Annotated in this window: 11 protein-coding genes; 5 read left to right on the forward strand and 6 right to left on the reverse strand. The window is 68.3% G+C overall.

Going from position 1 to position 12,709, the window contains the following annotated elements:
- Positions 1-83: 83 nt before the first annotated feature.
- The 4 genes from ACLQ2Q_RS18275 to ACLQ2Q_RS18290 all read left to right on the forward strand — a co-directional run bounded on the left by ACLQ2Q_RS18275 (position 84) and on the right by ACLQ2Q_RS18290 (position 4,548).
- Positions 84-1,373, forward strand: coding sequence for an ABC transporter substrate-binding protein (locus ACLQ2Q_RS18275; RefSeq protein ID WP_425822527.1), 1,290 nt, complete (start codon positions 84-86; stop codon positions 1,371-1,373).
- Position 1,374: 1 nt separating this feature from the next.
- Positions 1,375-2,313, forward strand: coding sequence for a carbohydrate ABC transporter permease (locus tag ACLQ2Q_RS18280; protein WP_425822529.1), 939 nt, complete (start codon positions 1,375-1,377; stop codon positions 2,311-2,313).
- On the forward strand, positions 2,313-3,230 hold the full coding sequence (locus tag ACLQ2Q_RS18285; protein ID WP_425822531.1) for a carbohydrate ABC transporter permease: 918 nt from the start codon (positions 2,313-2,315) through the stop codon (positions 3,228-3,230). The genes ACLQ2Q_RS18280 and ACLQ2Q_RS18285 overlap by 1 nt, the downstream gene beginning before the upstream one ends.
- 154 nt (positions 3,231-3,384) lie before the next feature.
- A complete protein-coding gene (locus ACLQ2Q_RS18290) occupies positions 3,385-4,548 on the forward strand; it encodes an acyl-CoA dehydrogenase family protein (RefSeq protein ID WP_425822882.1) in 1,164 nt (387 codons plus the stop codon).
- Between the two features lie 19 nt (positions 4,549-4,567).
- On the opposite strand, the gene ACLQ2Q_RS18295 is transcribed toward ACLQ2Q_RS18290, so the two are convergent.
- Both ACLQ2Q_RS18295 and ACLQ2Q_RS18300 read right to left on the reverse strand, forming a co-directional pair.
- The gene (locus ACLQ2Q_RS18295) at positions 4,568-5,554 is read right to left on the reverse strand and encodes a glycosyltransferase (protein WP_425822533.1); all 987 of its coding nucleotides are present in this window, start codon (positions 5,552-5,554) and stop codon (positions 4,568-4,570) included.
- Between the two features lie 458 nt (positions 5,555-6,012).
- A complete protein-coding gene (locus tag ACLQ2Q_RS18300) occupies positions 6,013-6,888 on the reverse strand; it encodes a helix-turn-helix transcriptional regulator (RefSeq protein WP_425822535.1) in 876 nt (291 codons plus the stop codon).
- A 120-nt stretch (positions 6,889-7,008) separates the two neighbouring features.
- On the opposite strand from ACLQ2Q_RS18300, the gene ACLQ2Q_RS18305 reads away from it, so the two are divergent.
- The gene (locus ACLQ2Q_RS18305; RefSeq protein WP_425822537.1) at positions 7,009-7,503 is read left to right on the forward strand and encodes a MarR family winged helix-turn-helix transcriptional regulator; all 495 of its coding nucleotides are present in this window, start codon (positions 7,009-7,011) and stop codon (positions 7,501-7,503) included.
- 37 nt (positions 7,504-7,540) lie between these two features.
- Here the strand turns inward: ACLQ2Q_RS18305 and ACLQ2Q_RS18310 are convergent, their stop codons facing one another.
- The 4 genes from ACLQ2Q_RS18310 to ACLQ2Q_RS18325 all read right to left on the reverse strand — a co-directional run bounded on the left by ACLQ2Q_RS18310 (position 7,541) and on the right by ACLQ2Q_RS18325 (position 12,689).
- Complete coding sequence (locus tag ACLQ2Q_RS18310) at positions 7,541-8,893, reverse strand: LLM class flavin-dependent oxidoreductase (protein WP_425822539.1); 1,353 nt, start codon at positions 8,891-8,893, stop codon at positions 7,541-7,543.
- Between the two features lie 81 nt (positions 8,894-8,974).
- Positions 8,975-9,838 carry a phytanoyl-CoA dioxygenase family protein gene (locus tag ACLQ2Q_RS18315; RefSeq protein WP_425822541.1) on the reverse strand — a complete coding sequence of 288 codons (864 nt, stop codon included), beginning with the start codon at positions 9,836-9,838 and terminating at the stop codon, positions 8,975-8,977.
- Positions 9,835-10,812, reverse strand: a complete 978-nt coding sequence (locus ACLQ2Q_RS18320; protein ID WP_425822543.1) for a glycoside hydrolase family 43 protein — start codon at positions 10,810-10,812, stop codon at positions 9,835-9,837. Before ACLQ2Q_RS18320 ends, ACLQ2Q_RS18315 begins: the two co-directional genes overlap by 4 nt.
- A gap of 2 nt (positions 10,813-10,814) precedes the next feature.
- The gene (locus tag ACLQ2Q_RS18325) at positions 10,815-12,689 is read right to left on the reverse strand and encodes a glycoside hydrolase family 2 protein (RefSeq protein WP_425822544.1); all 1,875 of its coding nucleotides are present in this window, start codon (positions 12,687-12,689) and stop codon (positions 10,815-10,817) included.
- Positions 12,690-12,709 lie beyond the last annotated feature (20 nt).

A 12,709-nucleotide genomic window follows, 5' to 3' on the forward strand; every position in this document is an offset into this window, starting at 1 on the left:
GACCACCACGCCGCACACCACCGAAAACCACCGAACACCGGACAGCACCGAACACCGGGCACCAAGCGCAAGGAGGCGCACACATGAGAATGAGACACCGAAAGTCCGTCCGGGCGGTCGCGGTGCTCGCCGCGGCGGGCATCACGATCGGCTTGGGCGGCTGCGCGAGCAACGCCGGAGACGGCGTGACCACCCTGAACTTCTTCCAGTTCAAGGGCGAGGCGCTCGAGGACTTCAACGAGATCATCGCGGGCTTCGAGGCGGAGAATCCCGACATCCGGGTCGTCCAGAATCAGGTGGCGGATGCCGACACCATCATCCGGACGCTCCTGGTCAAGGACAAGGCGCCCGACGTCATCACCCTCAACGCCAACGGCGGGTTCGGCAAGCTCGCCCAGTCGGGGGTGTTCTACGACTTCTCCGCCGAACCGGTGCTGCAGACGATCAACCCCGCCGTGCAGGAGATCCTCGCCGATCTCGGCAACAAGGAGGGCGAGGTCAACGGCCTCGGATACGTCAACAACGCCAACGGAGTGATCTACAATCAGGAGATCTTCGAGGAGCAGGGCCTCGAGGTCCCCGAGACGTGGGACGAGTTCATCGCGGTGTGCGACGCACTCGCCGCCGCCGGCATCACGCCGTTCTACGGGACGCTCGCCGACTCGTGGACGGGGCTGCCCTCCTTCAACGCGCTGGGCGCGTACCCGTCGCAGGGCGACTTCTGGGATCAGATGCGCGCCGAGGGCGAGAACGTCGGCCCCGATTCGTCCGTCTCGTTCCAGAAGGACTTCCCCGAGGCGATGGACCAGCAGTACCAGCTCTTCTCCTACATGCAGAAGGGATACCGGGGCAAGACGTACGACGAGGGCAACGCCGCGTTCGCGAACGGCGAGGTGGCGATGCTCCTTCAGGGCATCTGGGCGATCAACCCGGTGAAGGCGGTCAATCCCGACATCAAGGCGGCCATCTTCCCCTACCCCGCCGTCGACGACCCCGATGACCGGCTGCTCGTCTCGGGCGTGGACGTCGTCGTCACGATGGGTGAGAACACCCCGCACCGAGAAGAGGCTCTGCGCTTCATCGACTACATGTTCGAGAAGGACGTCATCGAGCAGTTCGCGGCATCCCAGAACATGGTGCCCTCCGTCGAAGGCGCCGAGATCAGCGACGACCCGTCGCTCCAATCCGTGAAGCCCTACTTCGACGAGGGCAGGATCACCGGCTTCATCGATCACCAGATCCCGCCGAGCATCCCGCTCGCCGCGATCGACCAGCAGTTCCTTTTCAGCGGCGACGCAGAGGCGGCGCTCGCCACGCTCGACCGCGAGTGGGCAAAGGTTGCCGCTCGCACGATTCCTGTGACAGGAGAGTGACATGACGACCACCACAGAGGCCGTGCGTGCCTCGTCGACCGGCGGCACCGCGGAACGGCGGGCCGCGCGCACGCGGGCCGGCGGCGACCGGGCACCGGCCGCGTTCTACTGGATGGTGTGGCCTGCGGTGATCGCATTCGCCGCCTTCCATACCCTCCCGGTGCTCGTGGGCATCTTCTTCAGCTTCACGAACTATCCGGGTTACGGCGACTGGAACTTCATCGGGATCTCCAACTACATCAACCTGTTCAAGGACGACAGGGTGCTGCACGCCTACGGGTTCTCGTTCCTGTTCGCGATCGTCGCGACGATCCTGACGAACGTGATCTCGCTGGCGATCGCCCTCGGCCTGAACGCCAAGATCAAGGCGCGGAACTTCTGGCGGGGCGTGTACTTCGTCCCCTACGTCCTGGCAGTCCTCGTGATCGGGTACGTGTTCCAGTTCTTCTTCTCGAACTCGCTTCCGAAGATCCTGGCCGGCATCCCGCTCTTCGCCGACAACATCCTGACGAACGAGACCTGGTCCTGGACCGCGATCGTCGCCCTCGGCGTCTGGCAGGCCTGCGCGTTCGCGATCATCATCTACCTCTCCGGGCTGCAGACGATCCCATCAGAGCTGTACGAAGCGGCATCCATCGACGGCGCCAAGCCGTGGCGCCAGTTCACCTCGATCACGTTCCCTCTGATCAGCGCGTTCTTCACGATCAACGTCGTGCTGAGCCTGAAGGGGTTCCTGCAGGTGTTCGACCAGGTCGTCGCCCTCACCAACGGCGGCCCCGGAACCGCGACAGAGTCGGTGACCCTGCTCATCTTCCGGGGCGGTTTCACCGGCGGCGAATTCGCCTACCAGACGGCGAACGCCGTGGTCTTCTTCATCGTGATCACGATCGTCTCGCTGCTGCAATTCCGTGTCCTTCAGCGCAGAGAGGCCGATTTCTGATGACCACCACGACCAACACCGCGGCGCAGCTCGAGCAGGACGTCGCCGCAATCGACCAGCCCCGACGTCAACGGCGCGTTTCGCGCGACGCCGAGGACACCCGCAAGACCAACTGGTGGGCGACGGCTCTCATCGCCGTCTGCTCGCTGACCGTCTTGATCCCGCTCTATCTCGCCGTCGTCGTGGCGCTCAAGACGCCGGCGCAGCTCACCGAAGGAACGGGCTTCGAGTGGCCCGATCCGGTGCGGTGGGAGAACTTCCCGGAGGCGTGGCAGCGCACCAATTTCGGTCAGGCCCTCGCGAACACCGCGCTGATCACCGTCGGGGCCGTGGTCTTCACGCTCCTGACGAGCTCGATCGTCTCCTACGCGATCGCGCGCAATGTGCACCGGCCGTTCTTCAAGGGAGTGTTCTTCTACTTCCTGGCGGCCCTGTTCATCCCCTTCCCGATCATCATGCTGCCGCTCGTGAAGCAGACGGCGATCCTGGGGCTGGACAACCAGGCCGGGATGATCATCCTCTACACGATCTACGGGCTGTCGCTGAACATCTTCATCTACACCGCCTACATCCGCTCGATCCCGATCGAGCTGGAAGAAGCGGCGCGGATGGACGGCGCCTCGACGTGGCGGGTGTTCCGGTCGATCATCTTCCCGCTGCTCATGCCGATGAACGCCACGGTCGGCATCCTCACGTGCGTGTGGGCGTGGAACGACTTCATCATGCCGCTCGTGGTGCTCACCTCGCCGAGCGCCCGCACGCTGCCGCTGGCACAGTACGTGTTCCAGGGGCAGTTCAACACCGACTACACGGTCGCCTTCGCGTCGTACCTGATGGCGATGGCGCCCCTGCTGATCGTCTACATCTTCTCTCAGCGCTGGGTGATCTCCGGCGTCACACGGGGATCGATCAAGTAGGGCGGATGCCGGGCGGGTGCGCGGTCCGATCGGGCCGTGCGCCCGCCCGGCTTCTGCGCGCCGGATGCCGTGCGGCATCCGGCGACGAGAGGGAGCAGACTCGGGGAAGGACGATCACCGAGGAGCGACCGTGACCACCACGCCATCCGCCGGGGTGCGGAGCGCCAGCGACCTGCTGAACCTGGATGACGAGTTCAGTGCCTCCGAGCTCGAACTGCGGGCGCGCGTGCGCGAGTTCGTGGACCGGCGGGTGCGGCCCCACATCGCGGGGTGGTTCGACAGGGCTCACTTCCCCGTCGAACTCGTCCCGGAGCTTGCGGAGCTCGGTCTGCTCGGACTGCACCTGCCGGGCTACGGATGCGCCGGCGGCACCGCCGTCGACTACGGCATCGCCATCCAGGAGCTGGAGGCCGGGGATTCCGGCATCCGCACCTTCGTCTCGGTGCAGGGATCGCTGGCCATGTCGGCGATCCACAAGCACGGCTCGGAGGTGCAGAAGCAGGAATGGCTTCCCCGGATGGCGCGGGGCGAGGTGATCGGCTGCTTCGGCCTCACTGAAGCGGGAGCCGGCTCGGATCCCTCGAGCATGACCACGAGCGCGCGGCTCGAAGCGGGGGAGTGGGTGCTGAACGGCGCGAAGCGGTGGATCGGACTCGCCTCGATCGCCGACATCGCCATCATCTGGGCGAAGACCGACGAGGGGCTGCGCGGATTCGTGGTGCCGACCGACTCACCGGGTTTCACCGCCACCCCGATCGAGCCGAAGCTGTCGATGCGCGCTTCGGTGCAGTGCGACATCCGGCTCGCCGACGTGCGCCTGCCCGAGGATGCCGTGCTTCCGGGTGCGGTCGGACTGAAGGGTCCCTTCTCGTGTCTCAACGAGGCGCGCTACGGCATCGCCTGGGGTGCCGTCGGAGCCGCCCGCGACTGCTTCGACCAGGCGCTCTCCTACGCGCTCGAACGGAGGCAGTTCGACAAGCCGCTGGCCGGGTTCCAGCTCACGCAGCAGAAGCTCGTGAACTGGGCGCTCGAGATCCAGAAGGGCCAGCTGCTGGCGCTGCACCTCGGCCGGCTCAAGGACGCGGGACGGCTGCAGCACCACATGATCTCTGCGGCGAAGCTCAACAACACCCGCATGGCGATCGAGATCGCGCGGGAGGCGCGCGCCGTGATCGGAGCCAACGGGATCACCTTGGACTACTCGCCGCTGCGCCACGCCAACAACCTCGAGTCGGTGCGCACCTACGAGGGCACCGACGAAGTGCACACCCTCATCCTCGGCCAGCACATCACGGGCATCTCGGCATTCCGCGCGTAGCGACGCGACCGCACCGCCGTCAGACGCGTCGCGAAGGGGCGACGAGGGTGCGGCGCGACTCGAGCGCCTCGGCGAGCACCCCGTCCCACGCACGCAGGAAGGCGTCCAGCCCGTAGTGCTCGAGGGCGTGGCGCCGAGCCTGCAGGCCCCGCTCCACCGCGAAGGAGGGGTCGTCGATCAGCCGCCGGATCCCGGCCGAGAGCTCGTCGAGGTCGTTCGAGACGAGACCGGCCTCAGGCGGCACCGCGCGCGCCACCTCAGTGGTAGCGAGGCCGACCACCGGCATCCCGAGGTGCATCGCCTCGAGCAGGGCGAGCCCCAAGGATGTCCAGCGGAAGGGATGCAGGTACACCCGGCGTTTCGCCAGCAGCCCCTGCAGCTCGCTCGTCGACAGGTTGCCGGCGTGGGCGAGGGCGGCGGGCGAGACGCCGAGCGCGGACGGGAGCCCGTCGCCCTTCATGCCGAAGACGTCCAAGGGAGCGACCCGCGAGAACCAGGGCAGGAGGTCGGTCCCGGTGACGCGTCCGCGGCGCAGCGGCTCGTTCACTACCACCCCCACCCGCGGCAGCTCGCCCGTGTAGAGCGGTCCGGGATCGGGCACCCCGTGCTGCACCACTACGGTGCGGGCGATGCCGTTGTCCCAGAACAGCCGGTTGAAGTGCGTGACGTGCACGATCGGGATGTCGTCGCGGTCGGCGAGCGGATGCCTCGTGCCCGTGGCATCCGGTCCCGGCGTGTTGTGCTCGAGGAACACGGCGGGAAGGTCGTGCCCCGGCACGCGCCCGGTGAGTCGCTCGACGAGGGCGATCTCCTCGGGCCGCTGCAGCACCACGACGTCGATATCGGTCTCGTGCAGGGCCTCGAGCGGGACCTCGATCGCGGCGGGCCAGTTCCTGTCGCCGATGCCGCCGTCGCCGTTCTCGCCGACGGGCAGCAGGTACTCGTGGTCGCCACGGACGAAGCCGTCGGTGTACCCGCCGTGCACATGCCAGAACAGCACCTTCACCGCCGCACCTCCATGCCCTCGGGCAGCACTGACGTTCTTCGGGTACGCGTCATAGGGGCATCGTGCACCGTCAGAGGCGGTTCACCGAGGGGGTTGAGAAGTGCCGCACTTCTGCATCACAATGGCTGGTCGATCCCGAACCCCGCGCTGTGGGAACTCCTCGATTCGCGCCCCGCCGTTCGCGCTGCAGTTCTCGACGCTTCCCCGGCGCTCGCGCTGCACTTCTCTGCGCGCGCTGCGCGAATTGGCGCCGCGCGTGCAGGAAAGAGCAGCGCGAGCGGATGCCCGCCGGAAACAGCAGAGCGAGGGGATGCCGCGGCTCAGGGGTCGATGGCGACCGCCCGGCGCTCGCGCTGCACTTCTTCGCGCGCGCTGTGCGAATCGGCGCCGCGCGAGCAGGAAACAGCAGCGCGAGCGGATGCCGGCCGAGACGGGCAGCGCGAGCGGATGCCCGCCGGTCAGCGGTCGATGGCCACTGCGGCATGCTCGGCGGCCCACGATGCGAGCAGTCGCAGCCGATCGGCCGAGGGCGAGCCGGGTTCGGCCGTGTAGATCATCAGCACGACACCCGGTTCGGCGGTGACCGCCAGCTCCTCGTACGCCAGCACCATCTCGCCGACGACCGGGTGGTTGAAGCGCTTGGTGCCGGCGCCGTGGGTGCGCACGTCATGGGCGCCCCAGAGCGTGCGGAACACCTCGCTTCGCGTCGAGAGCTCGCCCACCAGATCCTGCAGCCCCTTGTCGTGCGGGTCCCGGCCGGCTTCTGTGCGCATGATCGCGACGCACATCTCGGCGAACAGCTCCCAGTCGGGATAGAACTCCCGGGAGGCCGGGTCGAGGAACTGGAACCGCGCGAGGTTGGGCGTGCGCCCGCCGTCGCCGATCAGCGGCGCGTAGAAGGCGCGCCCGAGGGCGTTCGTGGCCAGCACATCCTGGTGCTGGTCGCGCACGAACGCGACCCCGTCGGTGATGGCGTTCAACGCCCACTGCAGGCTGGCCCTGGATGCCGTCGGTCGTGCGGCTCGTCGGCGGGGACGCCCGGAGGAGGGGATGCCGTCGGCCGCGCGAGCCAGGTCGAGAAGATGCGCGCGCTCGGTGTCATCGAGCTGGAGCGCCCGCGCCATCGCGTCCAGCACCGACGCGGACGCGCCGGCGATCGCGCCGCGCTCCAGCTTGGCGTAGTACTCGACGCTGAGCCCCGCGAGCGATGCGACCTCCGTGCGCCGAAGGCCCGCGACACGCCTGTTCGATCCGGCGGGGATGCCCGCGGCATCCGGCGTCAGCTTCGCCCGGCGAGACATCAGGAACTCGCGCACCTCGGATCGGTTGTCCATGCGGCCAGACTAGGTGCGGCATCCGCGTCGAGGAATGCCCTGGCAGTACACCTCTTATCGGGAAACACCTTTCCGAGGAACCCCGCGCCGGATGCACTCTGGGATCGGTACGGTCGAAGGGTGACGAGTCAGAGTCCGGACGATGAGGTCGATCTGCTGATCGACGCGTGGTCGCGGCGTCTGCCCGAAGCCGACCTGACGCCGCTGGATGTGATGTCCCGGCTGAGACGGGCATCGATCCGGCTCGCTCGCCTGCGCTCGGAGGCGTTCGCCACTGCGGAGCTCGCCTCCTGGGAGTTCGACGTTCTCGCCGCCCTGCGAAGGGCCGAGCCGCCGCACGAGCTCAGCCCCGCACAGCTGATCGAGAGGACCATGATCGGCAGCGCGGCGATGTCGCACCGACTGGTGAATCTGGCGAACCGGGGGCTCGTCGAGCGCGAGCCCAATCCGCATGACGGCCGCAGCGTGATCATCCGACTGACGGATGCCGGGGCGGCCAAGGTCGACATGGCGATGACCGAGCTCGTGCGCCTCGAGCGCCAGGCGCTCAGCGTGCTGAGCCAGGACGACCGCGCGCACCTCGCGCGCACGCTGCGCGCCCTCATCCAGGACTGACGGACCGACTCCCGGCCGGCCGCCCACGGGGCCGTGGTCAGTCCGACGGCTCTGTCGGCTCGCCGCCGATGCGGTCGAAGAAGCCGGACTTCTCGGCCTCGTAGTCCGCGGCGCGGCGCTTCACGGCGTTGTACTCCTCACGCGCTCGCGGATCGTCCGCCATGCGGCGCCACGACGTCACGAACCGGCGATCGTGCTCGGAGCCGACGATCGTGACGGCGATGCCGACGGGCGGCCCGTCCGCGCGCTCGAAGGCGGCGAGCCACGGCGTCCAGATCTCCGGATGCACTGGTACGAAGCGCCCGGACATGCGGTGCAAGCCGGCGACGGCACCCGCGAACTGCTGCCGGGTCACCCGCAGCTGCAGGTCGATGTCTCCCTTGGTGAGCAGGCCCTCGAGGCTGCTGCCCCCGGTGAGGGTGAGTTCTCCCTCGATCCCCGCCTCCGCGAGCGTCCGGCGCTCCTCGTTGAGGATCATGCGCGCCGCGGCGACCGACTCCGCCGTCGTCGTGCGGAGCACAGGCCCGGTCGTGCCGCGGGGACGCAGCGGGCCGGCGAGGATGCGGGCGGTGAGGGCGTCGACATCCCACGGATCGGCGAGGGCTGGCCAATCCACCCCGAAGCGCAGCGGGCTGATGTCCTCGATCCACCAGGTCGCCAGGCCTTGGAGGCCCGTGATCAGCTGAGCCGATGCGTCGTCGTGCTCGGAGCGCCCGCTCACCACGACGTCGAACGGCTCGTCCGAGTCGCGGTGCTCCCGGACGTAGTCCACGACCTGCCGGAGCACCTCGGTGCCATCGGCCGCCCCGCCGAGCGGCATGACCCCCTGGTAGCGAGCGGCTCGCCGGAACGGCCGGCGATTCGGCCAGGCGCCGCCGACCCAGATCGGTACCGGAGTGACGGGAACGGGCAGGAACGTCATCGGCTCGAGCGTGTAGTGCGTGCCGCGGAACCCGAACTGCTCGCCCGACCACAGGCCCTTCAGGATCTCGAGACCCTCGTCGAGCTTCTCGGCCCGGATGCGGGGATCGGTCGAGTCGCCGAAGAAGCGGAAGTCCCACTCCGTCGGCTCACCGAGCCCGACCCCGAGGATGAGGCGCCCCTTCGAGAAGTTCTGCAGCGACACGGTCTGCCGCGCCAGTTCCCACGGGCGGCGGCGGGCGAGGGGCGTGACGAGCGGCCCGATCATGATCGTCGATGTCGCCGCCGCGACGGCGGTCAGCGCGACCCACGGATCGACATGCGCGTTCTTGTCGAACTCGCAGAAGAGCAGGTGGTCCCACAGGAAGAACCCGTCCCAGCCGGCGCTCTCCGCCTGCGCGGCGAGGTCGGCGAGAACGGCGGCATCGCCGAAGGCCCCGAAATTGGGCAGGTGCAGTCCGAACTTCATGGTGCTCTCCCTCTGCGCGGGCGCCGACCGGCCGCCCGCCGCCCGTTCACCCCGCGAGAAGGCTCTCAGGTACCACCGTCATCACTCACCCATCATGAGGCCCTCGATCGAGTGCTTCTGCGTGATCGGGGTCAGCTCGTCGACGATCGGGCTGACGAGATGCTGCTTCACCCGATCCGGCAGCGAGTCGTAGAAGGGCCGTGTGAGCGCCATGTCGTGATGCTCGGCATTGCCCGCGCCGGGGGCGTCCACCCCGAGCACGAGCACGGGCCGCGACTTGTCGGAGGTGTTGGCGGTGCCACGGTGCAGGGTCAGCGCCGACCGAGCCGAGATGTCGCCGCGCTGCGGGTACTTGCGCTGGGCCAGGCCGATGTAGCGCGAGTAGAGCGACTTGTCGGGGAACATGTCGTGCTCGAAGCCCTCCGGGAGGTCCCACTGCGTGGTCGGCGCGATCTCGAACGGCCCCATGTCGGGCTCGGTGTCCACCGCCGTCACGTTGAACGCGAGCGAGGTGAGGCGCCCCGTGCGGATGGTCTCCTCGGGCATCGGGAAGTCGCGATGCCACGGCTGATCCTTGGCGCCGGGGTTCGGCACGTCGAACCCGAGTTCGACGATCTGATAGTCCGGACCCAGCACGGCCTCGCAGACGCCCCGCACCCACGGGTGATCCACGAGGTCGAGCCAGCCGCGCATCTGCTCGGGATGGATCTCGACGTAGTGACGCTTTGGGCCTCGGCCCACCGCGCCGCCGGGGCGGGTGAGCGCCTCGGCGTACGCGACCTCGATGTCCTCCCGCATCCGGTCCACCCATTCGGGACTGAAGGCGGCCTTCTTTCCGATGATCCCTTCGGTGTAGATCGCCCGGACCGCCGCTGCGATCTCCGGGTCGAGGTCCTGCGAGAGGCTCTCCGCCCACTGCTCGCGCTGCTGGATGTCGGTCATCATCGCCCTTTCTCTTCTTCGATGGAGGTACTGTGCTGCCACGGCCGATCCAGGTCGACCACCGGACCGTCCGGCCGGAAGTCGATCGGGGCGAGGTGCAGCTGTCGTTCGGTGCCGTCCGCGTTCCAGGCGTGGAAGGCGATCACGTCGGAGCCGTCCGGCCCGACCACGAGGGAGTTGTGACCCGGGCCGATCAGCAGCTCGCTCGTCGCGAGGATCGGCGGCGCATCGTGCGGAGCCGCTTGCCATGGACCGAGCGGATGCGGCGCCGACGCCCAGGACACCTGGTAGCCCGGGCCGGTCCACGCTCCGCCGGAGTACGTCATCCAGTACGCCCCGTGCCGCTTCACGACCGAGGGACCCTCCAGTGTGTGCCAGTCGTACACGGCGCCGTACATGGATCGCGCCCGCTCGTAGAGCTGCCAGTCCGCGACGGGGATCAGGGCCATCACCACATCGGTGAGCTCCGTGGGCGAGTCCAGACGCCCGACCGCGAGGTGGGTGCCCGGTCGATCGCCCTCGAGCACGTCCCGGGCGAAGAAGAGGTACCACCGGCCGTCTTCGTCCCGGAAGGGGTGCGGGTCGATGGCGAAGCTCTCGCCGGGGGTCAGGTTCAGGCCGAGATCGAGGAACGGTCCGGTGGGCTGGTCGGCCCGCGCCACCCGGATGTGATGACCGGAGATGTCGTGGCCGACGGAGTAGTACATCCACCACGCGCCATCGCGCCCGCACACCTCCGGAGCCCAGTACTGGTCACCCGATTCGGGTCCGAGGCGCTGGAGCGCGGTACCGGCGTTCGACCACGAGACGAGGTCCGGCGAGAGCAGGACGTCGAAGATCCGGTCGCCGTCCGGGGGAGCGGGATGCGTGCCGTAGGCCGCGTAGCCCTCTTCGCCGAGGCGCAGCACGAAGGGGTCCGCGAAGTAGCCCGGTCGCGCGGGCGGGCGTAGCGCGTCCGTCGTGTGCTCGCTGCCCATGGTCACTCCCACGGCTCCCAGGGGTCTCGGGGTTCCCACGGCCGGCGTTCGATCGGGCCCACCATCGCCTTGCGGATGACCTCGACCGGCAGCTTCGGCGTACGGTCGGCGCGCACGAGTCCGTTCGTCTCCTGGAGCGTGTCCGACAGCTGGGTGTAGCAGAACCCGGCGAGCACGCGGCTGTCGTGCACGGCGCGCATGACGGACTCCAGGCGCACCTGGAACTCCGCGGCGGTCGTCGCGTCGGTGTAGCCCCAGGCGTCCTTCGTCAGCTCGATGTCGAAGGAGATGCCGCCGAATTCCGTCAGCATCACGGGCGCTTCGGACACGTCGCCCCGCACCACGAGCCGGCGTCCGGCCGGCCCCACTCCCGCGAGGAGCTCGTCGACGGCCGTTCGGTCGCGATACCGCTCGCGCAGGATATCGGCGTCTCCCTCGTAGTCGTGGATGCCGAGGATATCCGTGTCGACCTGCTCCCAGCCGTCGTTCGAGACGACCGGCCGCGTCGGATCGAGGGCCTTCGTCAGGTCCACCAGCGAGGCCGCATAGTGGCGCATGCTCGCGTCATGGGCGATGTGCTGCACGCCCCAGCTCTCGTTCAGGGGCACCCACGTCACGATGGACGGATGGGAGAAGTCGCGGTGCACGACCTCGAGCCACTCCCGCACGGTGCGCCGCACCGAGGTCGGCGTGAACGTGAAGTTCGCCGGCGCCTCGCCCCACACCATGAGCCCGAGACGATCGGCCCAGAACAGGAACCGCGGGTCCTCGAACTTCTGATGCATCCGCGTGGCGTTGAAGCCGAGATCCTTGATGAGCTGCACCTCGTCGCGCAGGGCGTCGGCCGATGGTGCCGCGAGGTGCGATTCGGGCCAGTAGCCCTGGTTCAGCACGGACTTGACGTAGAGCGGGCGGTCGTTCAGCAGGAACACCCCGCGGTCCACCACGGCGCTGCGCAGGCCGAGGTACGACGCGACGGCATCCGTTCGCTCACCATCCATGGAGAGCGTCACCCGTGCGTCGATGAGACGCGGTCGGCGCGGTGACCAGAGCAGCTCGTGGTACGCCTGTCCGTTGGTCTGCCTTGCGAGGGGGATATGGAGTTCCACCTCGGCGCTGCCGACGAGCACGCTCGCCCGCCCGAGCACCTTTCCCGCGAAGTCCAGCTCCACCTCGAGCATGGCGCCGGCCGCGGGTGCCGCGGTCAGGCCGACCCGCGCGTGGACCTGGGCGGTCGCATCATCGCTTCGCCAGTGGATCCAGTCGATGGCGAACACCGGGACCGATTCGAGCCACACGGGCTGCCAGATGCCGCTGGTGCGGTGGTACCAGATCACATGGGGCGACTCGCGCCAGTCCTGCTTGCCGCGGGGCTGGCTGACGTCGAGCGGATCGTCCTCGACGCGAACAACGAGGTGGTTCTCGCCCCCGGGCTGGATGACGTCGGTGATGTCGAAGGAGAACGGGGTGTGGCCGCCCTCGTGCGAACCCACTCGTTCGCCGTTAACCCACACGATCGCCCGGTAGTCGACGGCGCCGAAGCGCACGATGAGCCGGCGCCCCTCGACATGCCCGGAGGCCCGGATGTCGTCGTCGGACAGTTGCCGGTGATACCAGAGCACGTTGTGGAATCCCGTGTCATGCACACCGGATGCCGCAGATTCCGGCGGGAAGGGCACGACGATGGTCTGATCGAATTCGGTGCGGTTGTACCACCGCTGCCGCAGGCCTTCGCCGCCGACGTCGAAGGCGAACCCCCAAGGGCCGCTGATGTCAAGCCACTCGCTTCTCAGGAGCTGGGGGCGAGGATATGAGCCATCCTGCGTGCTCGCAGATGGCAGCTCAGTCCGGTCATCGGTGATCATGCCGACAAGCATGCCCGAAATATCCAGCGCTG

The sequence above is a fragment of the Microbacterium sp. DT81.1 genome, assembly GCF_049844955.1.
Taxonomy (GTDB): domain Bacteria; phylum Actinomycetota; class Actinomycetes; order Actinomycetales; family Microbacteriaceae; genus Microbacterium.